Source organism: Streptomyces sp. TG1A-60, assembly GCF_037201975.1.
Classification (GTDB): Bacteria; Actinomycetota; Actinomycetes; order Streptomycetales; family Streptomycetaceae; genus Streptomyces.
In genome coordinates, this window is sequence record NZ_CP147520.1 from 3,998,530 (window position 1) to 4,024,814 (window position 26,285).

Consider the following 26,285-nt stretch of genomic DNA (forward strand, 5'->3'; position numbering starts at 1 on the left):
CCGGACGGACCCTGCCCGACCGTCCGGCGCCCCTTCCTCGACACCGCTCACCACGAGGCCCGCTCCCAACCCCAGGGAGCGGGCCCTCGTACGTCGTTAAGGTGAACCCCATGCGCACACCCCCACGCTTCGATCGCGGCCACACCGACGACCTCATGACCTTCCTGTCGAGCAGCCCGTCCCCGTACCACGCGGTGGCGAGCGCCGCGGAGCGGCTGGAGAAGGCCGGCTTCCGACAGGTCGCGGAGACGGACGCGTGGGACGGCACGCTGGGCGGCAGGTACGTACTGCGCGGCGGCGCGATCATCGCCTGGTACGTGCCTGAGGGGGCCACACCGCACACCCCCTTCCGCATCGTCGGCGCGCACACCGACTCCCCCAACCTGCGCGTGAAGCCGCGCCCCGACAGCGGTGCGCACGGCTGGCGCCAGGTCGCCGTCGAGGTCTACGGCGGCCCGCTGCTCAACTCCTGGCTCGACCGCGACCTCGGCCTCTCCGGCCGCCTGTCCCTGCGCGACGGCACCAGCCGCCTCGTCAACGTCGACAGACCCCTCCTCCGTGTCCCCCAACTCGCCATCCACCTCGACCGCTCGGTCGCCTCCGACGGCCTCAAGCTCGACAAGCAGCGTCATCTCCAGCCCGTCTGGGGCCTGGGCGACGACGTCCGCGACGGCGACCTGATCGCCTTCCTGGAGGAGGAGTCGGGCCTCCCCTCGGGCGAGGTCACCGGCTGGGACCTGATGACCCACTCCGTCGAGGCCCCCGCGTACCTGGGCCGCGACAAGGAACTGCTCGCCGGTCCCCGCATGGACAACCTCCTCTCCGTGCACGCCGGTACGGCGGCACTCGCCGCGGTCGCCACCACCGGTGACGGCCTCCCCCGCATTCCCGTCCTCGCGGCCTTCGACCACGAGGAGAACGGCTCCCAGTCGGACACCGGCGCGGACGGCCCGCTGCTCGGCTCCGTGCTGGAGCGCTCGGTCTTCGCCCGCGGCGGCTCGTACGAGGACCGGGCCCGCGCCTTCGCCGGCACGGTCTGCCTCTCCTCCGACACCGGTCACGCCGTCCACCCCAACTACGCCGAGCGGCACGACCCCACGCACCACCCGCGCGCGGACGCCGGCCCGATCCTGAAGGTGAACGTCAACAACCGCTACGCCACGGACGGTTCGGGCCGCGCCGTCTTCACCGCCGCCTGTGAGAAGGCCGGTGTGCCCTTCCAGACGTTCGTCTCCAACAACTCCATGCCCTGCGGCACCACCATCGGCCCGATCACCGCCGCCCGCCACGGCATCCGCACCGTCGACATCGGCGTCGCCATCCTCTCCATGCACAGCGCCCGCGAACTGTGCGGCGCGAAGGACCCCTACCTCCTGGCGAACGCTCTGACGGCGTTCCTGGAGGGCTGACCCCGGCCCCCGCCCGCGAGGGCCGGTGCCGCGGCAGGCGAGGTTCGCCCGACGGGGCGAACGCTGCCTGTCGCGGCACCAGTTGACGGGGCGAACGCTGCCTGTCGCGGCACTGGTTACTGACAGGCCTGTTCGGGTACCCGATCCCGACCGGTAGGACCGAACGACCGGAACGACCGGCCGACCCAACCGGACACAGGGAGGAACACTCATGGGCCTGGGCGGGTGCATCATTCTGATCGCCGTGGGGGCCATCCTCACGTTCGCCACCGACTGGGACATGCAAGGGGTCAACCTCGACCTGGTCGGCATCATCTTCATGATCGTCGGTCTGATCGGCGTCGCCACCTTCAGCAGCATCGCCAAGCGGAGGCGGGTCCTGGTGCCGCCCTCGACTCCGGTCGTCGACGACCGGCACCACCGCGACGGGTACGGCGGCATGTGACCACACCGTCCCGGCGGGCAGCGAGGAGGGCGGTCTCGGACGAGTCCGTCAGCGCCCGGGGACGACCCCGCCGGCCTGGCTGACCGGAGAGCGGGTGACCCTGGCGTGCCGCTGATCGAGCGGGGCGAGGAACGGCTGGACGTGGTCGCCGCGCGGAGCGGCCCGGGGACCGCCGCCAACCTCCGGAACCGGCTGCGCCGCGAGACCGGCCTGAGCCCTTCGGCCTACAAGCGACGTTTCGGACCGGGTCCCGGGGAACGCCTGAAGGCATGAGATTCCTCGTACGCGACCGGCTCCTCGGCATCGGTGACGACTACTGGATCGAGGACGAGCACGGCCGGAAGGCCTTCCTCGTCGACGGCAAGGCCATGCGGCTGCGGGACACCTTCGAGCTGAAGGACACCCAGGGGCGCGTCCTGATCGACATCAGGCAGAAGATGTTCGCGCTGCGCGACACCATGGTGGTCGAACGGGACGGCGAGCCCCTGGCCACCGTCCGTCGTAAGCACCTGTCCCTGCTCCGCAACCACTACCGGGTGTCGCTGGTGGACGGCACCGAGCTCGACGTGAGCGGCAAGATCCTCGACCGTGAGTTCGTCGTCGAGCACGACGGAGAACTCCTCGCGCACATCTCCCGCCGTTGGCTGCGGGTCCGCGAGACCTACGGCCTCGACGTCGTACGCGACGACGCGGACCCGGCCCTGCTGATCGCCGTGGCGGTGTGCGTGATCCACCTGGCGGAGAAGGAGAGGGACGACGACTGACGGAAGCGACGAACGGGGACGGCCGGCAGGGATCAGCGGCGCGGCGGCTCCAGCCCCAGCAGTCGGTCCTTGAGCGCGGGGAACAGCTCCCGGGTCGTGGCCACCTTCGCCGGGTCGAGGTCGACCGTGAGGACCTCCTCGTCGGAGCCCGCCTCCGCGAGCACCTCGCCCCAGGGATCGACCACGATCGAGTGACCGGCCTGGGGAACCCCCGCGTGTGTACCGGCCGTTCCGCAGGCGAGGACGTACGCCTGGTTCTCGATCGCCCGGGCCTGCGACAGCAGTGTCCAGTGCGACCGCCGCCGCTCCGGCCATCCCGCCGACAGCACGAACATCTCGGCGCCCGTGTCGACGAGCCCCCGGAACAGCTCGGGGAAGCGGAGGTCGTAGCAGGTGGCGATGCCGATGGTCGTCTCGGGAAGACGGAGCGTCACCAGTTCCGAGCCGGCGCCCATCAGCACCGCCTCACCCTTGTCGAAGCCGAAGCGGTGGATCTTGCGGTAGGCGGCGGCGAGGTCACCGGAAGGTGAGAAGACGAGGGAGGTGTTGTAAAGGGGGCCGTCCGGGTCACGCTCCGGGATCGAGCCCGCGTGCAGCCAGACGCCCGCGTCGCTCGCCGCCTTGGCCATCGCCTCGTAGGTCGGACCTTCCAGCGGCTCGGCCTCGGCCGTGAAGGACTCGAACGCGAACGCGCCGGTGGTCCACAGCTCCGGGAGGACCACGAGATCGGCACCGGCCTGCTCCCGCACCAGCGAGGCCACACGCCGACGGCGCGAATCAACCGATTCGTCCTCTTCTATACCGATCTGAATGAGCGAGGCGCGCACACTACCACCGTCCTGGCATTCGAGCCGTCGACACGGGCACCTACGATCGTCACACCAAAGCACTGCCGGGGTGCCCCTCAGCAGCGTAACTTAACGTTCCACAGCGCCCACTGACAGCCGCCGACGCCCGCTCACCGCCGTCAACGCCGACACCCCCACTGAAGACCACCCGCCACGTAGCCGACACGTACCGACCGTACTGACACGTACCGACCGCCCGAGGGGTCCCGTTCCGTGAGTCTGCATCCCACACTTCAGCCCTACGCCGACGCCTGGACCCACTCCGTGGACGCGATATCCGAGCTGGTGACGCCGCTCGTGGAGGGCGAGTGGAACCGGCGGACGCCATGCCCCGGCTGGTCGGTTCGCGATGTGGTCTCCCATGTCATCGGCCTGGACTGCGAGATGCTCGGCGACCCGCGTCCGATCCACACCCTCCCGCGCGACCTGTACCACGTACGGACCGAGCACCAGCGGTACATGGAGATGCAGGTCGACGCCCGCCGGCACCACACCGCGCCGGAGATGACCTCCGAGCTGGAGTACACGATCATCCGGCGCAACCGCCAGCTGCGGAACGAGTCACGGCAGCCGGACCACAAGGTGCGTGGCCCGCTCGGCACGGAGCTGACCCTCGAACAAGCCATGCGCAACCGCGCGTTCGACGTGTGGGTCCACGAGCAGGATCTGCGCGCCGCGCTGGGGCAGCCGGGCAACCTGGACTCGCCGGGCGCGTACGTCGTCCGCGACGAGCTGCTCTCCGTCCTGCCGAAGGTCATCGCCGAGGACGCGCAGGCACCGCGCAGTTCGGCCGTCGTCCTCGACGTGCACGGCCCCGTGGAGTTCATCCGCACCGTCCGCGTCGACATCCAGGGCCGCGGCACCCTGGAGACCTCCCCCGCCCTCGGCCCCGCCGCCACCCTCACCCTCGACTGGGAGACCTACGTCCGCCTCGCCTGCGGCCGTGTGACCGCCGACCTGGTCGCCGACCGCATCAAGGGCGAGGGCGACCCACAGCTGATCGCGGCGATCCTGCACGTGTTCGCGGTCACCGTGTGACCGGCCCGCCTCGAAGGCCCGCCCCTACACCGGTGGGCCCACGGAAGCCCGCCCCTACACCGGTACGTGCACGGTCTCCACCCGGCTCGCCACCAGCCGTTCCAGCTCGCGGCGGGCCGCGCGGCCCCGTAGGCGGAGGATCTGGCTGAGGCCCAGCGCCTGAAGGACGAAGACGGCGGAGAAGGCGATGCGGTAGTCGTCGCCGGTCATGTCCAGGAGGACGCCGACCGCGAGCAGAGTCGTCATGGAGGCGACGAAACCACCCATGTTGGTGATTCCGGAGGCGGTGCCCTGACGCTCCGGCGGGTTCGCCGGGCGGGCGAAGTCGAAGCCGAGCATCGAGGCCGGGCCGCAGGCGCCGAGGACCGCGCACAGGACGACCAGGAGCCACATCGGCGCGTGGTCGCCGGGGTACAGGAGCGTGGCCGCCCAGACCGTCGCCGTCCCCAGGACCGTGCCGAGCGCCAGCGGAAGCCGCGCCGCGTGGTGCCGGGCGACGATCTGGCCGTACACCAGTCCGAAGACCATGTTGGAGAGGACGACGAGGGTGAGCAGTTCACCCGCGGTGCCCCGGCTCAGCCCCTGCGCCTGGACCAGGAACGGCAGCCCCCACAGCAGCAGGAACACCATCGCCGGGAACTGGGTGGTGAAGTGCACCCACAGCCCGAGCCGGGTGCCGGGCTCCCGCCAGGACGCCGCGATCTGGCGCCGGACGTACGCGGCCCCCCGGTGCGGGAACGGCTGCGGCTCGTGCCCCTCGGGGTGGTCCTTCAGGAACAGCAGGGTGAGGACCAGGACGACGAGCCCGGCGACCGAGCTGCCCGCGAACGCCGCCGTCCAGCCCACGCCGTGCAGCAGCCGGGCCAGCAGCAGCGTCGAGACCAGGTTGCCCGCCATGCCGGCGAGCCCCGCGAACTGCGCGATCATCGGCCCGCGCCGGGCCGGGAACCAGCGGCTCCCCAGCCGCAGCACACTGATGAACGTCATCGCGTCACCGCAGCCCAGCAGCGCCCGCGAGGCCAGCGCCGTGCCGTACGACGGCGACAGCGCGAACCCGATCTGGCCGGCCGTGAACAGCAGGATGCCCAGGGTCAGCACCTTCTTGGTGCCGAGCCGGTCGACCAGCAGACCGACGGGTATCTGCATGCCCGCGTAGACCAGCAGCTGGAGTATCGAGAAGGTCGACAGGGCGGAGGCACCCACGTGGAAGCGGTCGGCGGCGTCGAGACCGGCCACGCCCAGCGACGTACGGAAGATGACGGCGACGAAGTAGACGCAGACGCCCACACCCCAGACGGCGAGGGCGCGGCGGCCACCGGGCGGGTCACCGGGCAGACCGGCGGACGAGGACGGGGCGGGGCGGCTCACCGGACCTCCCCCCGCGCCAGGTTGGAGAACCAGCTGACGTGCCGGTGCACCAGGTTCACCGCCGCCTCCGCATCGCCCGCGCGCAGCGCCCGGAGGATCTCCTCGTGCTCGGTGAGCGTCTTGGTGATGCGGTCGGGGTGGGCGTGCATCACGGCCACGCCCATGCGCAGCTGGCGGTCGCGGAGCTGGTCGTAGAGGCGGGAGAGGATGTCGTTGCCACCGCTGCGGACGATCTCGGCGTGGAAGCAGCGGTCGGTCACGGCTGCTGCGGCCAGGTCCCCGGCGGCGGCCTGCGCCTTCTGCTGTTCGAGCAGTTCCTCCAGCCGGGCGATGAGCCGCGGCGAGGCCGGGACCGTCTTACGGACCGCGTGCTCCTCGACCAGTTGCCGGGTCTCGACGACGTCCGCGATCTCCTGCGCGGAGACGGGCAGGACCAGGGCGCCCTTCTTCGGATAGAGCTTGATCAGCCCCTCGACCTCAAGGCGCAGCAGCGCCTCGCGCACCGGCGTCCGGGACACCCCGACCGCCTCGGCCAGCTCCCCCTCGGTAAGCAGCGTGCCGCCCTCGTAACGGCGCTCCAGGACGCCCTGTTTGACGTGGGCGTAGACACGGTCGGCGGCGGGTGGCCGCTTCACGGCCAGGGCTGGGTCGGAGGACATGGCCACAGCTTAGATACAACACGCACGCATGGCGCCCCTCGTCCACGATCCGGGATGAACCGCGCCCGAATCACCATGGAACCTTCAAGAGAGTGTGAGATGGACTTGAATCGACCCCCGCCTCGCCCGCCGCACAACCTTTTGTGCTACTCACTTGTCGTACGAGAAGCGGCCCCGGGTTGCGCCTGTCCCTCCGGTGTCGAACTGGCCGCACTCCTCAGACATTTGACGCAATCGGGGTACTGAACTTGATTACCGCCATAAAGGGTGTGCGAGTACGCAGAGCCGCCGCTGTCGTCGTGACCTCCGGTGCGATGATCGCGACCGGAGTCGTCGGCTCCGCTCCCGCGCACGCCGCCGTCGCGAAGCCCACGATCAATGCCAAGGGCGCGTTCGTGATGAACAGCGCCAACGGCAAGGCCCTCTTCACCAAGGCCGCTGACACCAAGAGACTCACCGCCTCCACCACGAAGATCATGACTGCCAGGGTCGTGCTCTCGCAGTCGAATCTGAACCTGAACTCCAAGGTGACGATCCAGAAGGCGTACAGCGACTACATCGTCGACAACAACTGGGCCTCCAACGCGGGCCTGATCGTGGGCGACAAGGTCACCGTGCGGCAGCTGCTGTACGGGCTGATGCTGCCGTCCGGCTGCGACGCCGCCTACGCGCTGGCCGACAAGTTCGGCACCGGCTCCACCCGCACGGCCCGCGTGAAGTCGTTCATCGGCAAGATGAACAAGATGGCCAAGAGCCTCGGCATGAAGAACACGAAATTCGACTCGTTCGACGGCATCAGCAAGGGCGCGAACCGCTCGACACCCCGGGACCTCACGATCCTCGCCCGCAGCGCGATGAAGAGCTCCACGTTCAAGACGGTCGTGAAGACCACCAAGTACACGGCGAAGACCACCACGAAGAGCGGCGGCACGCGCACCATGACGCCGTGGAAGAACACCAACACCCTTCTCGGCTGGAAGGGCACCATCGGCGTGAAGACCGGCTCCGGCACCCAGGCCAAGTACTGCCTCGTCTTCTCCGCCACCCGCAACGGCAAGACCATCGTGGGCACCGTCCTCACGTCGTCCTCCGCGGCCAACCGCACGGCGGACGTGAAGAAGCTCATGAACTACGGCTTCGCCACGCTGTAGCCTCCAGCGTCTTCGTACAGACGAGAAGGGCCGGCCGCACACCAGCGGCCGGCCCTTCCAGCGCTGGAACGGGATCCACGACAGGGAGCCGGCGCGGACACCGCGGCGCCTGGAAGCGGCTCCACCGCAGCGCGCAGCCCTCGGACGTAGGGCAGCTTCTGGTGGACTTGCACAACGCGGAGGAGAGTTGGACCGCACGGACGGCGGCCCGTGAGCGGTGACAGAGTTCCTCTGCGACGACGAGAGCGTGCTGCCCGGTCATCTGGTGGGGCGCCGCGGTATCGAGGATGTCGAGGTCCGCAGGCTCACAGCACCCGGGGTTCGATGAAGGCTGTCCGGCGACTGGGGTCAGGTGCGCTGTCGGCCCGGCCGTTGCTGAACAACACCCCGCGCCAAGGCACTCCGACCGGATGCAAGCCGAACAGCCGGTCTTCCCTCGCAATGGTGAACATCGTTGCGCTGGCTGGCATATTCGCCTTTCTCCGACCTAGGTTCCGGGGCGGAGGTGGTTCAAGTGATCGAACCCAGCAAGCACCGGCCCCATCCTCGCACCCAGCGCGATGCTCTCGACGTCGGCGACTTCGTCTACGCCGCTACCGGAGCCAGGGTCCGCCGACTGACCATGCCGGACGGGACGCACTGGTTTCCGGCGGTGGATGTCTGCAAGCGATTGGGCTACACAACGCCTCGCAAAGCTCTCATCGACCATGTCCCGGAGAAGCATCGAGACATTCTTGAGACACTGACTGGAGGTCACGGTCTCAGCATTCCCGCAGGTAGAGAGTGGCGTCGAGACCTGAATCTCATCGATCTCCAGGGGCTGATCCTTCTCGTCGGCGCCTGCACCAAACCCGAATGCGCACCCTTCAAACAGTGGGTCGCCGAGGTCGTCGAGACGATTCAGAGGGAGGGTTCCTACACCCTCGTGGAGGCCGAGGTACAACCCGCCGGACCCGGTGGGCCCATCGCGTACGCCATGCCCGAGCAGGTCGCCGAGGCCCTCGTCCGGCTCGAAGAGCGCAACCTTCGGGCGGACGAGCAGCTCGCGGTCGCACAGCACAAATCGCTCGCTCTGCAACAGGAGTTGCTGGAGACACAGCAGGCCATGGTGAAAACGCAGCAGACCATGCTGGAGACGCAGCACGAAACGCTCACCGCCGGCAAGCCACGGCTCAGGCCATGGAGCGCATCGCGAACCGGCTCGACGTCCTGGCCGTCGACCGGCCGGCACCCACCGCCACCGCGTTCTCAGCGCATCCGACCACCGAGGCCGTGCTGGCCGACTGGCGGGGGCGGCTGTCCGTGACCGCGGACGTATGGACCGTGGCCGTGGTGATCGCCCCGGTACTTGTCGAGGACGGTGAGCTGCGTCAGCCGTTGGAGGCGATCGCCGCCCGTACCGGGCTGTCGGTGCACCGCGTCAACGAATGTCTCCGGCTGCTGCGCAAGCACGCCTGCATCCGTCCTCAGGGGGCGACGGAGGACGGGGCGCCGGTGTATGTGCTCAGCCCACGCTGACGCATCTGAGGGACAGAGGCGGAAGGGGCCGACCGCAAGTCGAAGTTGCGGCCGACCCCTTCGCGCCGAGCCTATCCAGTCACGCCCTTACGCCCAAGTGATCAGCCGCTTCGGCTGTTCCAGGATCGCCGCCACGTCGGCCAGGACCTTGGAGCCCAACTCCCCGTCCACCAGCCGGTGGTCGAAGCTCAGGGCCAGTGTCGTGACCTGTCGGGGCTTCACCTTGCCCTTGTGGACCCACGGCTGGAGCCTGATCGCGCCGACGGCGAGGATGGCGGACTCTCCGGGGTTGAGGATGGGCGTGCCGGTGTCGATGCCGAAGACGCCGACGTTGGTGATGGTGACCGTGCCGCCCTGCATCGCGGCGGGGGAGGTCCTGCCTTCCTTCGCCGTCGAGACCAGCTCGCCCAGGGACTCGGCCAGCTGGGGCAGCGTCTTGGCGTGGGCGTCCTTGATGTTCGGGACGATCAGGCCGCGCGGGGTGGCGGCGGCGATGCCCAGGTTCACGTAGTGCTTGACCACGATCTCCTGGGCGGCCTCGTCCCAGGAGGCGTTGATGTCCGGGTTGCGCTTGATGGCGACCAGCAGGGCCTTGGCGATCAGGAGCAGCGGGTTCACCCGCGCCCCCCGCATCTCCTTGTCCTGCTTCAGCTCCTCGACCAGCTTCATCGTGCGCGTCACGTCGACGGTCACGAACTCCGTGACGTGCGGCGCGGTGAACGCCGAGCCGACCATCGCCGCCGCCGTCGCCTTCCGGACACCCTTGACCGGGACACGGGTCTCGCGCGCGTCGTCGTACGACGCCACCGGCGCCGGGGCGACGGCAGGGGCCGCGGGTGCGGCGGGGGCCTCCACAACGGGCTCCGGGGCCGTCGGCGGGGCCGCGGCGGCGTGGACGTCCTCGCGGGTGATGACGCCGTCCGGGCCGGACGGGGTGATCGTCGCCAGGTCCACGCCGAGGTCCTTGGCCAGCTTGCGCACCGGCGGCTTCGCCAGCGGACGCGGTGCGGGGGCCCCGTGCTGTCCGTGGCCGTTCAGCTCGCCCTGGATGCTCTGGAGGGCGGCGGCGCCGTACAAGGTGTCCTCGGCGGGAACCGCGGCGGGCGGGACGCCCTTGCGGGGACGGCGCTTCGTGGAGGACTCGGCGACCCCGTAGCCGACGAGGACCGGCTTGCGGCCCTCGGGCTTCCTGGCCGCCGGCGCCGCGGGCTCGGGCTTCGCCGCCGGCTCGGCGGGCGCGGCCTCCTCGGCGGGGGCCGAGGCCGGTGCCGGGGCCGCGCCGCCCGCCACGGCCACCGCGATGATCGACGTGCCCACGTCGACCGTGGTGCCCTCGGGGAAGTGCAGCTCGCGCACGACACCGTCGTAGGGGATGGGCAGTTCGACGGCGGCCTTGGCCGTCTCGACCTCGCAGACGACCTGGCCGTCGGTGACGGTGTCGCCGGGCTGGACGTACCACTTGAGGATCTCGGCCTCGGTGAGTCCCTCGCCCACGTCGGGCATCTTGAACTCGCGCAGAGACGTGTCTGTCATCGTCGTCACGGACCTCTCCCTCAGTACGCCAGCGAGCGGTCGACGGCGTCGAGCACCCGGTCCAGGCCCGGCAGGTACTCCTCCTCCAGGCGGGCCGGCGGATACGGGGCGTGGTACCCACCGACGCGGAGGACGGGGGCCTCCAGGTGGTAGAAGCACCGCTCGGTGACACGGGCGGCGATCTCGGCGCCCGAGCCGAAGAAGACCGGGGCCTCATGGACCACCACGAGGCGGCGCGTCTTCTCCACGGACGCCTGGATCGAGTCGAAGTCCAGGGGAGACACCGAGCGGAGGTCCAGGACCTCCAGGGCACGGCCCTCCTCGGCGGCGGCGTCGGCGACCTCCTGGCAGAGCTTCACCATCGGGCCGTACGCGACGAGCGTGAGGTCGGTGCCCTCGCGGACCACGCGGGCCTTGTGCAGGGGGCCGGGGATGGCCTCGGGGTTGACCTCCGCCTTGTCCCAGTAGCGCCGCTTGGGCTCGAAGAAGATCACCGGGTCGTCGCTCTGGATGGCCTGCTGCATCATCCAGTAGGCGTCCGAGGCGTTCGACGGCGAGACCACCTTCAGGCCCGCCACGTGGGCGAACAGCGCCTCCGGAGACTCGGAGTGGTGCTCGACGGCGCCGATGCCGCCGCCGTACGGGATACGGACGACGACCGGGAGCTTGACCTTGCCCAGCGAGCGCGCGTGCATCTTGGCGAGCTGGGTGACGATCTGGTCGTACGCGGGGAAGACGAACCCGTCGAACTGGATCTCGACCACCGGGCGGTATCCCCGCAGGGCGAGGCCGATGGCGGTACCGACGATGCCGGACTCGGCGAGCGGGGTGTCGATCACCCGGTCCTCGCCGAAGTCCTTCTGGAGGCCGTCGGTCACCCGGAACACACCGCCGAGCTTGCCGACGTCCTCGCCCATGACGAGGACCTTGGGGTCGGCTTCGAGGGCCTTGCGCAGCGATTCGTTGATCGCCTTGGCGAGCGCCAGGTTCTTCGACACCGGGGCCGACGCCGAAGCGGATGTCGCGGTCTGCGTGGTCATCGCTACTTGCCCTCCTCTACGTCCACGTCGGCGAACGACGACTGGTACGCGGCGAACTGGGCGCGCTCCTCGTCCACGAGGGCGTGCCCGTCCGCGTACACGTTCTCGAAGACGGCGAGGTGGTCCGGGTCCGGCATGGCACGCACCACTTCGCGCACTCGCTTTCCCAACGCCTCGCTCTCCGCTTCGAGTTCCGCGAAGAATCCCTCGTTCGTGTCCGTGTCGGACTCCAGGTAGCCGCGCAGCCGCGCGATCGGGTCCTTCGCCTCCCAGGCCGCCCGCTCGTCGTCATGGCGGTAGCGGGTCGGGTCGTCGGAGGTGGTGTGGGCGCCCATGCGGTACGTGAACGCCTCCACCAGGGTGGGGCCCTCGCCCCGGCGGGCGCGCTCCAGCGCCCACTTGGTGACCGCGAGGCAGGCCAGGACGTCGTTGCCGTCGACGCGGACGCCGGGGAAGCCGAAGCCCTGGGCGCGCTGGTAGAGCGGCACGCGGGTCTGCTTCTCCGTGGGCTCCGAGATGGCCCACTGGTTGTTCTGGCAGAAGAACACGACCGGCGCGTTGTAGACCGCGGAGAAGGTGAACGCCTCGGCGACGTCGCCCTGGCTGGACGCGCCGTCGCCGAAGTAGGCGATGACCGCCGAGTCGGCGCCGTCCTTGGCGATGCCCATGGCGTAGCCCGTGGCGTGCAGCGCCTGGGAGCCGATGACGATCGTGTAGAGGTGGAAGTTGTTGCTGTTCGGGTCCCAGCCGCCGTTGTTCACACCCCGGAACATGCCGAGCAGATTGGTCGGGTCGACGCCCCGGCACCAGGCGACACCGTGCTCGCGGTAGGTCGGGAAGACGTAGTCGTCCTCGCGGGTGGCCCGCCCGGAGCCGATCTGGGCGGCCTCCTGGCCGAGCAGCGAGGCCCACAGGCCCAGCTCGCCCTGGCGCTGCAGGGAGGTGGCCTCGGCGTCGAAGCGGCGGGTCAGCACCATGTCGCGGTACAGGCCACGCAGTTCGTCGGGGGTGATGTCGGCGACGAACGGGTCGTACTCGGCGTTCTTGACCCGTTCGCCCTCGGGCGTCAGCAACTGGACGAGTTCGGGCCCGGCGCCGGCCTGCTTCTTCGCAGTGGCGCGCCTGGTACCGGTGGCGCCGGCCGCCTTGCCGCCGGTGGTACCGGTCTTGCCTGCGGCGCTGCGTCGCGGCTTGCGCGCGGCAGTGCTCTCCACGGTCACGTGTGCTCCTCCGTCGGTCCGGCCCCCGGGATTGCCGGATGGCTGGGGATCCCCCCAGCTCCTTGAGAGCTTGGGGGAGCGGCTCGCCTGATCCCGGAACCCGTGCACGGGGTGGGTGCCCTCGGCCGGGAACAGACGTGACAGGTGCCCCGGCGAGCGCCCTGCACAAGGCACGTTACCCAGTGCTCCACATTCCTGTGAAACCCCTACTGACCTGCGATTTTCCTTGGATTTCCAAGTAATTCGATACTAGGGGGTCCAAGTAGTTCGGGTCCGTCGGGAACAACTGCTGGTCACAGCACTGGCCACAAGCCCGGCAGGGGGCCGGAACACCGGCACGTTATCCCGGCCACCCCGACCACGGGAAGAGTTCGCCGTACGCGGGCCCCGAGATCGCCGGTGAGAGTTGCTCTCTTCGGAGGACGGCATCGAAGCGAACGGCGGACCCGTAGGTAGGCGCGTCAAGCCGCAGTCCGGTTCCGCGCCCTCTGTGACCGGAAATGACTGTCTGCGACAAGCGCGAGGTCAGCAGCTCGGCGCGCGCCCCAACATCTGGCGCGTGCCGCGCTCGCCTGTACCACCCCTCGTGCTCCACGCGCCCCCTCTGAGCCCCCTGCTGGAGCAGCGGCCGACTCGCCGCCGGGCGTACACCCCGTGTGGTGGGAACGGCTCACCGACTTCTGGATGCTGCGCCGGCACTACGAGCGCGGCGACACCCGCGCCGATCCGCGGTTCCCCGCGGCCCCGGCGCCGGTGGTGTGCTGGACGCGGCAGTACGACGCGGTGCGCGAGGTGTCCGTGGAGTGACCCCGAGCGGCCCCGGGTGCTCCCGAGTGCCCTCGGGAGAGCCGCTCCCCGGGTCACTCCTCGCTGCCGCCGCCGTCGCCGCCGCCGACCGTCAGACCCGCGGCGTCACCGCCACCGCCACCGCCGTCGTCGGGCGGCGGGCTCTCCGCAGTCCCCGACGCCTCCCCCGAGGGCGTCGGATCCGGCGTCGTCGGATCCTCCGTCGGCTGGCTCTGCGTCGGCTGGCTCTGCGTCGGCGACTGGCTGTAGCTCGGCGACTGCGAGTACGACGGCGTGTAGTTGGAGCCGCCGCCCGAGCTGGTGTTCTGGTCCGTGCTCTCCTCGGTCGCCTCGTCGCTCGGCGTCTCGCTGGTGTCCTTGTCCTTGCTGGACGTCGAGGCCGTCGGCGAGTTCGTGACCTCGGTGCCGCCGCCGCTGGTGCCGTTGTTCTTCAGCGCCAGTGCGACGCCCGCCGCGATGGCGATCACCGCGAGCACCGCGAGGATCCACAGCTTGCCGCGGCCACTGCCCCGGTTGCCGCCCCCCTCGAAGCCGCCGTCGTCCCGGCCACCGCCGTACCCCGGCAGGATCGGCTGCGGGATCTGCGACGTCCCCTGTTCCCCGGGGTGCGGCATGACCGCCGTCCCGGCCATGCCGCCGGGCGGCGTGTGCCTGCCCTCGTGCATGGCGACGGGCCCGGTGTTCCAGGTACCGGTGTGGCCGCCCTGGTCGTACAGCATCTGCAGGCCGTACTGGACGAGGCCGCGCATCTCCTCTGCCGTCTGGAAGCGGTCGTCCGGGTCCTTGGCGAGGGAGCGCATGGCGAGGCCGTCGAGCTCCGGCGGCGCCGTCCCCTCCGACACCTCGGAGGGCGGCACCGGGATGTCCTGCACATGCTGGTAGACCACCGACAGCGGCGTCTCGCCGACGAACGGCGGCCTGAGCGCGAGGAGTTCGTAGAGCAGACAGCCGGTGGCGTACAGGTCGGAGCGGTGGTCGACGGCCTTGCCGAGCGCCTGCTCCGGGGAGAGGTACTGCGGCGTGCCCATGACCATGCCGGTCTGCGTCATCGTCGTGGACGCCCCGTGCAGCGCGCGGGCGATGCCGAAGTCCATCACCTTCACCGCGCCGTTGGTGGTGATGATGACGTTCGCCGGCTTGATGTCGCGGTGCACGATGCCGTGCTGATGCGAGTACGCCAGCGCTTCGAGGACACCGGAGACGATGATCAGCGCCTGCTCGGGGCCGGGCGCCTCCGCGTTGATCAGCAGGTCGCGGATGGTGCGGCCCTCGACCAACTCCATGATGATGTACGGAACGGGGGTGCCGTTCACGACGTCTTCACCGGAGTCGTAGACCGCCACGATCGAGTGGTGGTTGAGGCCCGCCACGGACTGGGCCTCGCGCGTGAAACGGGCCTTGGACACGGGGTCCTCGGCGAGATCGGAGCGCAGCAGCTTGACCGCGACCGTACGACCGAGACGCACGTCCTCGGCGGCGAACACCTCGGCCATGCCGCCCCGGCCCAGTCTGTGGGTCAACCGGTAACGACCGTCCCCGACAAGCCCGCCGTTGCCCCACAACTCCGGCGCGTCAGACATGCCGCCGCCAGTCGCCTCGGGGTCGGACGGGCCCTGAGAGCGCTGCTGCTGTGCCATCAGTCCTCGCCGTCGTTTCTGCCCGCGGTCCGCGCGGTTCTTGTCACGGTCTCCGTCGGCCCACGCTACAGCCTTCACGCAAGGGCTCGGTCCGGGCGGGATGCGGGACCGGTCGCCAGGGGCCCGCGACGGATTCAAGACGGGTTCAAAGGTTGACCGGCCATGAAACCCACAGCGCGCACACTCGTGCAAGTTGTGTGTACCGGGCGTACGCCCCCGGTAACGCTTCCGCGACTCTTCTTTCGCGTACGGTCACGGAACGGGCACCACGCTTGACGTGTCAGTGCCCTGGGGCAGACTTGGCCGGGAATAGCACAAAGGATCACCAGGATCACCGATCGCGGGAGCCATTTCACCAGCTTTCGCGCGCGCCGATGGGGGACGCAGGAAGATGAGCCAGGACGCCGCAGAGGGCCGGTACGCGGGGCGGTCGCTGGCCGGTGGCCGCTATCAGCTGCGTGACCTGCTCGGCGAGGGCGGCATGGCCTCCGTCCACCTCGCGTACGACTCGGTGCTCGACCGACAGGTCGCGATCAAGACACTCCATACGGAGCTGGGACGCGAACAGGCCTTCCGTGAACGCTTCCGCCGCGAGGCCCAGGCCGTGGCGAAGCTCACGCACACGAACATCGTCTCGGTCTTCGACACCGGCGAGGACGACCTCGACGGCATGACGACGCCGTACATCGTCATGGAGTACATCGAGGGCAAGCCGCTCGGCTCGGTGCTCGACGCGGACGTCGCCCAGCTCGGCGCGATGCCCGCCGACAAGGCGCTGAAGATCACAGCGGACGTGCTGGCGGCCCTGGAGATCAGCCATGAGATGGGCCTGGTGCACCGGGACATCAAGCCGGGCAACGTGATGATGACCAAGCGCAACGTCGTGAAGGTCATGGACTTCGGCATCGCCCGCGCCATGCAGTCCGGCGTCACCTCGATGACGCAGACCGGCATGGTCGTCGGCACTCCGCAGTACCTCTCGCCCGAGCAGGCCCTCGGCCGTGGCGTGGACGCGCGCTCCGATCTGTACTCGGTCGGCATCATGCTGTTCCAACTGACCACGGGACGGCTGCCGTTCGAGGCGGACTCGCCGCTGGCCGTGGCGTATGCGCACGTCCAGGAGGAGCCGGTCGCCCCCTCCTCGATCAATCGTTCCCTGCCGCCGGCCGTGGACGCCGTCATCGCCCGCGCGCTGAAGAAGAACCCGAACGAGCGGTTCCCCAGCGCCGAGACGATGCGCGACGAGTGCCTGCGGGTCGCGGCGTCCCTCCAGCCCGCCGCGCCGAGCATCGTGCCGGGCGCGCAGACGTCCAGCGGTGCCGGCGTCTCCTCCGCGGTCTTCCCGCCGATCGACCACACGGGCGTACCGCAGTCGGGCAGCGTCCAGACGCCGTACCAGCCGCCGGCGCAGACGGGAGGCGGATACGGCCCGCCGACGCCCGCGCCCGGCCCGACACCCGCCCCGTCCTACGGCTACCCGCAGCAGGGCGGCTACCGGCCCCCGCCGCAGACGGCCGCGTACTCGCCCCGGCCGGGGCCCTCCACTCCGCCGCCGTACACCATGTCGCCCCAGCAGTCGTCGCTCTCGGCGGGGCATTCCGGGGGCGGCAAGAGCAACAAGGGCGTCATCGTCGGCTCGGTCGTCGTCGCGGTCGTCGCGATCGGCGGGCTGATCACGGCGCTCGCCCTGGGCAACGGCAGCGATGCCGAGGCCGGCGACGGCAACGCGACCGCGTCGGCGTCGCCGACCGTGGTCGAGGGACACAAGGGCCCGGACACGTCGAAGGTCCTGGAGTCCACCGAGTGCACGGAACCCACGGAGTCGTACAACGACCCCGACAAGATCATGCTGCCGGACTTCACCTTCAAGAACATCGACTCGGTGAAGAAGTGCCTCCAGGCGGCGGGCTGGGAGTACGACACCCGGGACGTCGACGAGAACACGTACGGCCAGGACACGGTCATGGAGCAGTACCCCACGGGCGACGAGGACGTCGACCCCAAGGACATGCCCACGATCATCCTCAAGGTGTCGACGGGCAACCCGGCCTGAGCCCTGCGGGGCGGCGCTCCGTCGCCGCCCTTGTCGCCGGCGAGTCACGCCTGCAGGTCGTCCGTCATCCCGGCAGATCATGAGTAAGAACGGCCCGGCACTTCGAGTGCCGGGCCGTTTGCGTGCGTACGGTTTCGCGTGCGTACGGTGGAGGCGGTCGGCCGGAGGCTAGAGGTACGGCCCGCCCGAGCGGGGGACCGTGCGCGGGTCGTCGTCGCCGTCCTGGCCGCCGACGCCGGGCGGCAGGGCGCGGCGCATCTGCTCCAGCTGGGCCCGGGCGGCCATCTGCTGGGCGAACAGCGTGGTCTGGATCCCGTGGAAGAGGCCTTCGAGCCAGCCGACCAACTGGGCCTGCGCGATCCGCAACTCCGCGTCGCTCGGGATCGCCTCGTCCGTGAAGGGCAGGGAGAGCCGCTCCAACTCCTCGACCAGCTCCGGAGCCAGACCGTCCTCCAGTTCCTTGACGGAGCTGGCGTGGATCTCCTTCAGCCGGGCCCTGCTGGCCTCGTCGAGAGGGGCGACCCGCACCTCTTCGAGCAGCTGCTTGATCATGCTGCCGATGCGCATCACCTTGGCCGGCTGTTCCACCATCTCCGTCACCGGGACCTCGCGGGAGTCCTCGTCTCCTCCGCCGCCCACTGCCATGCCGTCCTGACCCACGACCAGGATCTGGGGCTGTTCCGGCGACCGTTCGTTCCTCGGCATCTCCATGCCGCCATTCTCTCGCACCCGCACACCTCCCCATCTCGGTGCCCCCGCCACAGCGTGATCCACCGCTTACGGACAAGCTGTTCGCGCCCCTGGCGGCCGGGCGGCTGCCGGGGGTGGGGTGGGTGGGATGGTCGGTGGGCCAGGGGGCGGCTGCGGAGGTCGGCACGGGGCTGCGGAGGGCTCGGGACCAGCCGGGCCCCCGGGGTGGGATTCTGCCGGCTCCGGGCGGGCATCGGCGGGCTTGGTCGTGTCATCGGCGACCGGCTGCGGTGGCTGCCCGAACGTTCACGGCGGACCCGGGGGCGGGCGCGGCGGATGAGCCCCGGCCGGGTTGCGGCGGGCCGGCGACTCGGGGCGGGGCGTGAGCGGTCGGTGGTGGGCCGTGGGCTTGTGGCCGGGCGCCGGGCTCCGGGCGCCGGGCGGGCTTTCGGTGGGCGGGTTCCGAGATGCCGGGGCGGCGGTGGCGTGTGAGGCTGAGCGCGTGACTCCTTGGATTCGCTCGGTGCGGGTGACGGGACTGGTTCTCGTCGCCGGGCTTTTTGTGGTCCTGGGGGTGGGGGCCGTACCGACGCACGCCGCCGAGCCCGACCCCGCCACCTCCTGGGCCGGCAGTCGGGCGGGCGAGGGGCGGGAGCGGCCGGGGCGCCAGGACGCCGGTCCCGTGGAACCGGAGGACGACGCGAACGCGCCCCCGGAAGAGCCCGCCCCGGAGCCGGACGGCCCGGACGCCGACGTCGCCCCCTTGCCGTCGCAGAACGCCGCCCCGCCCGTACCGGCCGCCCCGCCCGGAACCGGCACCGCCGAGGAGCCCGTCCTGCAGGTTCTCCCCCTCGGCACCGGACTCATGCTGATGGGCCTTGGCCTCGGGCTGGCCTTCGTGGGGCTGCGGATACGGCGGGACTGAGCAGGGCCGAGCCCGTGCCGTGGCAGGCGACGTCTGCGCGACGGGGCCGAACGCCGTCGGCCGCGCCACCAGGCGTGCACGAGGTGGCGCAGCCGCTGTGCACCCAGGCCGCCGCCTCCGCCGGAAACACGGCCCCGTGGGTGTCGACCAGGTTGCCTCCCCTGCGGCACCCCCACACTGCTGCTCCGGCCTTCCGGCGGCGCTCCCGCGGCCTTCCCGCGGGAAGGCCGGGCAGCCTACGGCGCGACCAGGAGCACCTTGCCGACGTGGCTGCTCTCCTCCAGGACCCGATGGGCCGTGGCCGCGTCGTTCATGGGGATCTCGCGGTCGACGACCGGGCGTACGTGGCCGTCGACGATGAGCGGCCACACGTGTTCACGCACGGCGGCCACGATGGCGGTCTTCTCCTCCAGGGGCCGGGCGCGCAACGAGGTCGCGCTGATGGCGGCGCGCTTGGCGAGGAGGGCGCCGATGTTCAGCTCGCCCTTGATGCCGCCCTGCATACCGATGATCGCGAGGCGGCCGTTGACGGCGAGGACACGGACGTTGCGGTCGAGATACTTGGCGCCCATGTTGTCGAGGATGACGTCCGCGCCCTTGCGGTCCGTGGCCTTCCGGACCTCCTCGACGAAGTCCTGTTCGCGGTAGTTGATCAGGATGTCCGCGCCCAGGGCGGCGCACTGTTCGAGCTTCTCCTTGGTACCCGCGGTGACGGCGACCTTCGCGCCGACGGCCTTGGCGAGCTGGATGGCCATCGTGCCGATGCCGCTGGAGCCGCCGTGCACGAGGAGGGTCTCGCCGGGGCGCAGGTGGGCGATCATGAAGACGTTCGACCAGACGGTGCAGGTCACCTCGGGCAGCGCGGCGGCCCGGTTGAGATCGAGGCCCGTCGGCACGGGCAGCAGTTGGCCGGCCGGGGCGACGGCCTTCTCGGCGTAGCCACCGCCCGAGAGCAGCGCGCACACCTCGTCGCCGACGCTCCACCCGGCCACGCCGGGCCCGATCTCCGCGATGCGCCCGGAGCACTCCAGGCCGGGGGAGGGGGAGGCGCCGGGCGGTGGGTCGTAGAACCCCTGCCGCTGGAGCAGGTCGGCGCGGTTCACAGCGCTCGCCGCCACCTCGACGAGCACTTCGCCCTCGCCGGGCACCGGATCGGGGACCTCGTCCCAGACCAGCGCCTCGGGTCCACCGGGTTCGGGAATCGTGATCGCATACATGAGGGGGACGCTACCCCCGCCCTCCACGCTCAGACCCCAGCCCCGCCCCAGCACTTCCGCCCAGCCCCAGCCCCGGCCGACCTGCGCCCTCGGCCCTCGTAGGCCCGTGTCGCCGACTCCCACCAGCCGCGCCCCCGGCTCCTGTGACCCGCGCCCCGGCACCCACCGGCCTGCGTCCCCGGTCCGATCCTCCTGCCCTCTTGGCCTGATCACGCCCTTGGTCCCGACTAATTGAGGTGCGATCAGTCATCATCGGCGAGACCGTGGAGACCCTACGGCCGCTCGGGTACTCGCGGACGCTCTTCGCCCCGACGCGGAAGCAGGCGAGGCAGTCGTGATTGCCCGCGCGGCCACCGATGAGTTTCGGCGGTCCCGGTGGTCTCCCCTCACGTAGCCCCGGACACGGGCCCCGTACGTGGAAGGACCTCAACATGAGCGCACAGACGTCCGGCCTCGCGATCGAGACCGCGGGTCTGGTGAAGACGTTCGGCGAGACCCGGGCCGTCGACGGAGTCGACCTGGCCGTGCCGGCCGGCACGGTCTACGGCGTCCTCGGCCCGAACGGCGCCGGCAAGACCACCACGGTGAAGATGCTCGCCACCCTGCTGCGACCCGACGGCGGCGAGGCGCACGTCTTCGGTCACGACGTCGTCCGGGAGGCCGACGAGGTGCGCGGCCGGGTGAGCCTGACCGGGCAGTACGCCTCCGTGGACGAGGACCTCACGGGCGCCGAGAACCTGGTGCTGCTCGCCCGGCTCCTCGGCCACGGCAAGCGCTCGGCGCGGCTCCGCGCCGAGCAACTGCTGGAGGCCTTCGGGCTGAGCGAGGCGGCCGGCAAACAGGTCAAGCACTACTCGGGCGGCATGCGGCGCCGTATCGACATCGCCGCGTCCATCCTGAACACGCCCGACCTGCTCTTCCTGGACGAGCCGACGACCGGCCTCGACCCGCGCAGCCGCAACCAGGTGTGGGACATCGTGCGTGCGGTGGTCGCCCAGGGCACGACGGTGCTGCTGACCACGCAGTATCTGGACGAGGCCGACCAGCTGGCGTCCCGGATCGCCGTCATCGACCAGGGCAAGGTGATCGCGGAAGGCACGAAGGGGGAGCTGAAAGCGTCCGTCGGCGCCGGTTCCGTCCATCTGCGGCTGCGCGACGCGGCCCAGCGGCCGCAGGCCGAGGAGGTACTGCGGCTCGCTCTCGACGCCGATGTGCAGCGCGAACCGGACCCGGTGGCGCTGACTGCCCGCGTCGGCACGGGGTCCGCCACCGGGCAGGGCGCGGCCGAGGCAGCCGCCCGCGCACTCGCCGAGCTGGCCCGCACGGGCATCACCGTCGACAACTTCTCGCTGGGACAGCCCAGCCTGGACGAGGTGTTCCTCGCCCTCACCGGACACGACACCAAGGCATCGGCCGCGCCGGTCGACGACACCCACGAGACGAAGGACGAGGCGGCGGCATGAGCACCGCGACCACCACCGAGAGCAGGGAACTCGCCCCCGTCAGCGCCGAGTCGCTCGCCGCGCTGCTCGTCACCAAGGAGCGACCGCCGAGGCCCAGCGCCCTGTCGGCGTCGCTGACCTTCGGCTGGCGGGCCATGCTCAAGATCAAGCATGTGCCGGAACAGCTCTTCGACGTCACCGCCTTCCCGATCATGATGGTGCTGATGTACACGTACCTCTTCGGCGGTGCCCTGGCCGGCTCCCCGGAGGAGTACATCCAGTTCCTGCTGCCGGGCATCCTGGTGATGTCGGTCGTGATGATCACGATGTACACGGGCATCTCGGTCAACACGGATATCGAGAAGGGCGTCTTCGACCGGTTCCGCTCCCTGCCGATCTGGCGGCCATCGGTGATGGTCGGCTATCTGCTGGGCGATGCCCTGCGCTACGCCATCGCGTCCGTGGTGATGCTCACCGTCGGCATGATCCTCGGCTACCGCCCGGACGGCGGGGTGCCGGGCGTGGCCGCCGGAGTCGCGCTGCTCATCGTCTTCTCGTTCGCGTTCTCGTGGATCTGGACGATGTTCGGCCTCATGCTGCGCACCGAGAAGTCCGTGATGGGCGTCAGCATGATGGTGATCTTCCCGCTGACCTTCCTGTCCAACGTCTTCGTCGACCCGGGCACCATGCCGGGCTGGCTCCAGGCGTTCGTCAACAACAGCCCTGTCACCCACCTCGCCTCGGCGGTCCGCGAGCTGATGGCGGGCGAGTGGCCCACCGCGGAGATCGCCTGGACGCTGGGCTGGTCCGCCCTGTTCGTGCTGGTCTTCGGACCGATCACGATGCGCCTGTACAACCGCAAGTAAGGCCCGTCCGAACCAGGCGCACCCCATACCGTGAGGGCGCCCCAGGGAGTGCATCCCCGGGGCGCCCTCTTGTTTCGAGGCGGTCGCCGTCGGCGGCACCGCGTCGGACCGTCCCGCTCCCCGCTCCCGCTTCCGCTGGTCCGCTACGGCAGGTGCTTCGTGTGGGGGGTGACCTTGGTGCTCGGGGTCGCGCGCACGATGGTGATGAGGCGGTCCGTCAACTGGAGTTCCCCGACGGCCGGGTCGTCGTAGCCGAGCACACGATGGCCGCGCAGGACGCTGACCACCAGGTCCGCCGTCTCCCGGGCGCTGCGCCCCACCTCGGCCTTTATGACCGGCCGCTCGATGATGTCGAGCCCGCTGCCCTGCTGGATGAGGTCCTCCATGACCATGCCGGCGGTGGGGCTGAGCACGGAGAGTCCGAGGAGCCGCCCGGCCGCGCTGGCGCTGGTGATGACGACATCGGCTCCGGACTGCTTCAGCAGCGGAGCGTTCTCCTCCTCCCGGACGGCGGCCACGATCTTCGCCCCTCGGTTGAGCTGACGGGCGGTCAGCGCGACCAGTACGGCGGTGTCGTCCCGCGCGGTCGAGATGATGATCTGCCGCGCCTTCTGCGTCTCGGCCCGCAACAGCACATCGCTGCGGGTCGCGTCCCCGACGACTCCCGTATACCCCTCGGCCGTCGCCGCCTCGATGACCTTGGAGCTGGGGTCCACGACGACGACCTGCTCCTTCTTCAGCCCCGACGCACAGACGGTCTGGATCGCCGACCGTCCCTTGGTGCCCCAGCCGACGACAACGGTGTGCTCCCTCAAGGTCGCCCTCCAGCGGTTCAGTCGCCATTCCTCGCGCGTACGCTCCGTGAGGACCTCCAGTGTGGTCCCGACCAGGATGATCAGGAACAGCACGCGCAGTGGCGTGATCACGAAGATGTTGGTGAGCCGGGCCGCGTCGCTGACCGGAGCGACGTCTCCGTACCCGGTGGTGGAGAGGGTGACGGTGGCGTAGTAGAACGCGTCGAGCAGGTCTACGGTGCCGTCGGAACTGTCGGTGTAGCCGTCACGGTCGGCATAGACGATGAACGCGGTCGCGATCAGCACGAACAGCGCCATCGCCAGCCGCCTGCCGACCTGCCGGATCGGGCGCTCGACCTCTCTTCTCGGCAGCCTCACCTGGTGGGTCACGAGACGCTCGTCCGCGTGGCGGGCGATCACGTCATGGCCCGGCAGTTTCACGTGAAACACTCCCCGTTTCGCCGTATGTCCCCTGGCTGTACTTCGTCCCCACCCGCCCTGTGTTTCACGTGAACACCTGGATCCCCGCTGTCGCCCAGGGCAGGTCGAGCAGTTCCAGCTCCTGCCCGGGGCGGGCGCCGCCGGGCGGCACGACGGCAAGGGCGTCGGCGGTGGCGATGCCGCGGAGCATAGCCGGACCGCTGTAGTGCAGCGGTACGGCGTCGTCGCCGCGCAGAGCGACAGGAATGAGCCGGGTGTCATACGGGTGCCCGTGCACCGCCTCCCGCAGGGGCATCGCGTACGGCTCCGGGGCGGCGCGTCCGGCAAGGGTCCGCAGCAGGGGCTCGCCGAGCGTGAACAGCCCGGAAACAGCGGCCAGCGGGTTACCGGGCAGGCCCACGAGGTGCCGGCCCTGCTGGACGCGGGCCAGCAGCATGGGGTGCCCCGGGCGCACCTCCACGCCGTTGACCAGGAGTTCCGCGCCGAAGCGGCGGAGGGTGGGATGGACATGGTCGACGGGCCCGGCGGCCGTGCCGCCCGTGGTGACGATGAGGTCGGCGGAGGAGTCCTTCACCGCCCGGTAAAGGGCGTCCGCGTCGTCGCCGAGGCGGCGTACGGCGGTGACCTCGGCGCCGAGCGCCCGGAGCCAGGACGGCAGCATCGGACCGAGGGCGTCCCGGATCAGGCCCCCACGGGGCAGCCCTTCGGTGAGCAGTTCGTCGCCCAGGACGAGCAGTTCGACGCGTGGACGGGGGAGCACCGTCAGCGTGTCGTACCCGGCCGCCGCCGCGAGCCCGAGCGCGGCCGGGGTGAGCTGTGTGCCGGGTGGCAGCAGTTGGTCGCCGTCGCGGCACTCCTGGCCGCGTGGGCGGATGTCCTGCCCGTGAGCCAGGTCACGACTCGCGTACAGCCTTCCCTTGCCGTCGGTGCGGCCGTGCTCGCTGCGCAGGACGGCGGTCGTGTCGGGCGGGATGCGCGCGCCGGTGGCGATACGCACCGCCTCCCCGTCCGTGAGCCGCCCGGGTTCGGCGTGCCCTGCCAGCACACCGTCCTCCCGTACGTCCCAAGGGCCGGGGCCCGCGACCGCCCAGCCGTCCATCGCGGAGGTGTCGAAGGAGGGGAGATCGGTGAGGGCGGTGAGGGGGGCGGCGAGGACGAGGCCGAGGGCGTCGTCGACGGTGACGGACACGGGGGCACGGCCCCCGGCGGAGCGGGCGGCGCGTTCGGCGACGGCGCGGGCCTCGGGCCAGGCGGTGGCCCGGTGGTGGGAGTCGTCCTCGGCCCGGTGGGCGCCGGCCCGACCGGCCGTGGGCGTTTTCCGGGAGGAGCGGGGCTCGCCGGGCCCCCGGGCGCCCCTGTCGTTGGCCACGGCCAGCGCCTCCTCCACGTCGAGTTCCTCGGCGTCCTGGGCGGTCATCCGGCGTCCGGGGCGGTGTCCGGGCTGGTCTCGGGGCCCGGGGCGGTGTCCGGGCTGGTCTCAGGGCCCGGGGCGGTGTGCGGGCCGGACCCGCCGTCCGGCTTGACGTCGGGGGCGTCTTCGTCGGCCCAGCTGAGGGCCAGGGCGGCGGCCTTGCGGGCGGCCTCGGTCACCGCCTCGGGTCCTCCCCCGGCCTTGGCGGCGGCGTAGCCGACGAGGAACGTGGTCAGCGGGGCGGCGGGCCGGGCCACGTTGTGGGCGGCATCACGGGCGAGGTCGAGCAACTCGGTGATGTCGACGTCGAGGTCGATCCCCAACTCGTCCTTGACTGCGGAAATCCATTCATCCAACACGTGGCCATGCTCCCTGATCCGTGCGCGGGCGGCGGCGATGTCGTCCCAGGTGTCGCAGTCGAAGGACGCGACCGGGTCGGTGATACGGGTGAGGTGCAGCGCGGCGGTCAGCCGCCGCAGGGGAAGTCCGGTCAGGCCGTCGTGGCGGGCGGCGAGCCGCGCGAGCTCGCGGCGCAGGGCGTCGGCCCGGTAGGCGGCCACGAGGGGCTGATCACGGCCGTCGGGGTCAGTGACCAGGACTCCGTCGACGGGGCCCGCGCTGCTCCGGAGGGCGTCGAGCAGCCTTCGTACCGTCTCCTCGTCGAGGAACGGCAGGTCGGCGGAGAGGACGACGAGCTGCGGCGCGCCGGTGTGCCGGAGTCCGGCGTCCAGCGCGGCGAGGGGGCCGCCGCCGAGGGGTTCCTCGCGGGCCCACCGCACGGGCCGCGCGGTGGGGCGGGGGCCGGCGACGACGACGGTCGTCCCGGCCCCGGCGCAGGCGGCCAGCACCCGGTCGAGCAGGGCCCGTCCGCCCACGCGTACGGCGGGCTTGTCGGCGCCGCCGAGCCGCCGGGCGGCGCCTCCGGCGAGCACGACGGCGTCGAACGCCTCGGTACCGGGGCCGCCCGGGGGCTCGTACGCGGTCATTCCCCGAGTATGCGTGCCGCCCC

General features: G+C 70.8%; 21 protein-coding genes and 3 pseudogenes. 12 read left to right on the forward strand and 12 right to left on the reverse strand.

Features of this window, described 5'->3' with window-relative positions; translation table 11 throughout:
- Window positions 1-110 precede the first annotated feature (110 nt).
- From WBG99_RS17095 to WBG99_RS17110, 4 genes and pseudogenes are all read left to right on the forward strand, one after another.
- Complete coding sequence (locus tag WBG99_RS17095; RefSeq protein ID WP_338897136.1) at window positions 111-1,409, forward strand: M18 family aminopeptidase; 1,299 nt, start codon at window positions 111-113, stop codon at window positions 1,407-1,409.
- Window positions 1,410-1,620: 211 nt separating this feature from the next.
- Complete coding sequence (locus WBG99_RS17100; RefSeq protein ID WP_338897137.1) at window positions 1,621-1,854, forward strand: DUF6458 family protein; 234 nt, start codon at window positions 1,621-1,623, stop codon at window positions 1,852-1,854.
- Between the two features lie 40 nt (window positions 1,855-1,894).
- A pseudogene (locus WBG99_RS17105) lies at window positions 1,895-2,127 on the forward strand (helix-turn-helix domain-containing protein); the annotation flags it as partial.
- Window positions 2,124-2,618, forward strand: a complete 495-nt coding sequence (locus tag WBG99_RS17110; protein WP_338897138.1) for an LURP-one-related family protein — start codon at window positions 2,124-2,126, stop codon at window positions 2,616-2,618. The pseudogene WBG99_RS17105 and the gene WBG99_RS17110, both read left to right, overlap by 4 nt.
- A gap of 32 nt (window positions 2,619-2,650) precedes the next feature.
- Here WBG99_RS17110 and WBG99_RS17115 read toward each other — a convergent pair whose 3' ends face one another.
- Window positions 2,651-3,445, reverse strand: coding sequence for a carbon-nitrogen family hydrolase (locus tag WBG99_RS17115; RefSeq protein ID WP_338897139.1), 795 nt, complete (start codon window positions 3,443-3,445; stop codon window positions 2,651-2,653).
- A 234-nt stretch (window positions 3,446-3,679) separates the two neighbouring features.
- On the opposite strand from WBG99_RS17115, the gene WBG99_RS17120 reads away from it, so the two are divergent.
- Window positions 3,680-4,504 (forward strand): maleylpyruvate isomerase family mycothiol-dependent enzyme, encoded by an 825-nt coding sequence (locus WBG99_RS17120; protein WP_338897140.1) that lies wholly within the window; start codon window positions 3,680-3,682, stop codon window positions 4,502-4,504.
- A gap of 54 nt (window positions 4,505-4,558) precedes the next feature.
- On the opposite strand, the gene WBG99_RS17125 is transcribed toward WBG99_RS17120, so the two are convergent.
- The gene (locus WBG99_RS17125; RefSeq protein ID WP_338897142.1) at window positions 4,559-5,872 is read right to left on the reverse strand and encodes an MFS transporter; all 1,314 of its coding nucleotides are present in this window, start codon (window positions 5,870-5,872) and stop codon (window positions 4,559-4,561) included.
- The gene (locus WBG99_RS17130; protein WP_338897143.1) at window positions 5,869-6,531 is read right to left on the reverse strand and encodes a GntR family transcriptional regulator; all 663 of its coding nucleotides are present in this window, start codon (window positions 6,529-6,531) and stop codon (window positions 5,869-5,871) included. Before WBG99_RS17130 ends, WBG99_RS17125 begins: the two co-directional genes overlap by 4 nt.
- 248 nt (window positions 6,532-6,779) lie before the next feature.
- Between WBG99_RS17130 and WBG99_RS17135 the strand changes: the two genes are divergently transcribed.
- Both WBG99_RS17135 and WBG99_RS17140 read left to right on the forward strand, forming a co-directional pair.
- Window positions 6,780-7,682 (forward strand): D-alanyl-D-alanine carboxypeptidase, encoded by a 903-nt coding sequence (locus tag WBG99_RS17135; RefSeq protein WP_338897144.1) that lies wholly within the window; start codon window positions 6,780-6,782, stop codon window positions 7,680-7,682.
- A gap of 514 nt (window positions 7,683-8,196) precedes the next feature.
- Window positions 8,197-9,200, forward strand: a pseudogene (locus tag WBG99_RS17140) (Bro-N domain-containing protein).
- Between the two features lie 87 nt (window positions 9,201-9,287).
- Here WBG99_RS17140 and WBG99_RS17145 read toward each other — a convergent pair.
- Genes WBG99_RS17145 through pdhA form a run of 3 tightly spaced genes read right to left on the reverse strand, consistent with a single transcriptional unit; the run spans window position 9,288 to window position 12,993 of the window.
- Window positions 9,288-10,742, reverse strand: a complete 1,455-nt coding sequence (locus tag WBG99_RS17145) for a dihydrolipoamide acetyltransferase family protein (protein ID WP_338897145.1) — start codon at window positions 10,740-10,742, stop codon at window positions 9,288-9,290.
- Window positions 10,743-10,753: 11 nt separating this feature from the next.
- On the reverse strand, window positions 10,754-11,731 hold the full coding sequence (locus WBG99_RS17150) for an alpha-ketoacid dehydrogenase subunit beta (protein WP_338900369.1): 978 nt from the start codon (window positions 11,729-11,731) through the stop codon (window positions 10,754-10,756).
- A gap of 44 nt (window positions 11,732-11,775) precedes the next feature.
- Window positions 11,776-12,993 (reverse strand): pyruvate dehydrogenase (acetyl-transferring) E1 component subunit alpha, encoded by a 1,218-nt coding sequence (gene pdhA, locus WBG99_RS17155; protein WP_338897146.1) that lies wholly within the window; start codon window positions 12,991-12,993, stop codon window positions 11,776-11,778.
- Window positions 12,994-13,638: 645 nt separating this feature from the next.
- On the opposite strand from pdhA, the pseudogene WBG99_RS17160 reads away from it, so the two are divergent.
- Window positions 13,639-13,800, forward strand: a pseudogene (locus WBG99_RS17160) (aminoglycoside phosphotransferase); the annotation flags it as partial.
- A gap of 53 nt (window positions 13,801-13,853) precedes the next feature.
- Here the strand turns inward: WBG99_RS17160 and WBG99_RS17165 are convergent.
- Window positions 13,854-15,437 (reverse strand): protein kinase, encoded by a 1,584-nt coding sequence (locus WBG99_RS17165; protein ID WP_338897147.1) that lies wholly within the window; start codon window positions 15,435-15,437, stop codon window positions 13,854-13,856.
- Between the two features lie 391 nt (window positions 15,438-15,828).
- Between WBG99_RS17165 and WBG99_RS17170 the strand changes: the two genes are divergently transcribed.
- Window positions 15,829-17,490, forward strand: coding sequence for a protein kinase (locus WBG99_RS17170; protein WP_338897148.1), 1,662 nt, complete (start codon window positions 15,829-15,831; stop codon window positions 17,488-17,490).
- A 168-nt stretch (window positions 17,491-17,658) separates the two neighbouring features.
- On the opposite strand, the gene WBG99_RS17175 is transcribed toward WBG99_RS17170, so the two are convergent.
- Complete coding sequence (locus WBG99_RS17175) at window positions 17,659-18,201, reverse strand: bacterial proteasome activator family protein (RefSeq protein WP_338897149.1); 543 nt, start codon at window positions 18,199-18,201, stop codon at window positions 17,659-17,661.
- Between the two features lie 481 nt (window positions 18,202-18,682).
- On the opposite strand from WBG99_RS17175, the gene WBG99_RS17180 reads away from it, so the two are divergent.
- On the forward strand, window positions 18,683-19,105 hold the full coding sequence (locus tag WBG99_RS17180) for a hypothetical protein (RefSeq protein WP_338897150.1): 423 nt from the start codon (window positions 18,683-18,685) through the stop codon (window positions 19,103-19,105).
- 236 nt (window positions 19,106-19,341) lie between these two features.
- Here the strand turns inward: WBG99_RS17180 and WBG99_RS17185 are convergent, their stop codons facing one another.
- Window positions 19,342-20,322 (reverse strand): NAD(P)H-quinone oxidoreductase, encoded by a 981-nt coding sequence (locus tag WBG99_RS17185; protein ID WP_338897151.1) that lies wholly within the window; start codon window positions 20,320-20,322, stop codon window positions 19,342-19,344.
- Between the two features lie 431 nt (window positions 20,323-20,753).
- Here WBG99_RS17185 and WBG99_RS17190 point away from each other — a divergent pair, with 431 nt between their 5' ends.
- Both WBG99_RS17190 and WBG99_RS17195 read left to right on the forward strand, forming a co-directional pair.
- Window positions 20,754-21,785, forward strand: a complete 1,032-nt coding sequence (locus tag WBG99_RS17190; RefSeq protein WP_338897152.1) for an ATP-binding cassette domain-containing protein — start codon at window positions 20,754-20,756, stop codon at window positions 21,783-21,785.
- On the forward strand, window positions 21,782-22,630 hold the full coding sequence (locus WBG99_RS17195) for an ABC transporter permease (RefSeq protein ID WP_338897153.1): 849 nt from the start codon (window positions 21,782-21,784) through the stop codon (window positions 22,628-22,630). Before WBG99_RS17190 ends, WBG99_RS17195 begins: the two co-directional genes overlap by 4 nt.
- Before the next feature lie 143 nt (window positions 22,631-22,773).
- Here WBG99_RS17195 and WBG99_RS17200 read toward each other — a convergent pair whose 3' ends face one another.
- From WBG99_RS17200 to WBG99_RS17210, 3 genes are all read right to left on the reverse strand, one after another.
- Window positions 22,774-23,865 carry a potassium channel family protein gene (locus tag WBG99_RS17200; protein ID WP_338897154.1) on the reverse strand — a complete coding sequence of 364 codons (1,092 nt, stop codon included), beginning with the start codon at window positions 23,863-23,865 and terminating at the stop codon, window positions 22,774-22,776.
- Window positions 23,866-23,929: 64 nt separating this feature from the next.
- On the reverse strand, window positions 23,930-25,282 hold the full coding sequence (locus WBG99_RS17205) for a molybdopterin molybdotransferase MoeA (protein WP_338897155.1): 1,353 nt from the start codon (window positions 25,280-25,282) through the stop codon (window positions 23,930-23,932).
- On the reverse strand, window positions 25,279-26,262 hold the full coding sequence (locus WBG99_RS17210; protein WP_338897156.1) for an NTP transferase domain-containing protein: 984 nt from the start codon (window positions 26,260-26,262) through the stop codon (window positions 25,279-25,281). The genes WBG99_RS17205 and WBG99_RS17210 overlap by 4 nt, the downstream gene beginning before the upstream one ends.
- Window positions 26,263-26,285 lie beyond the last annotated feature (23 nt).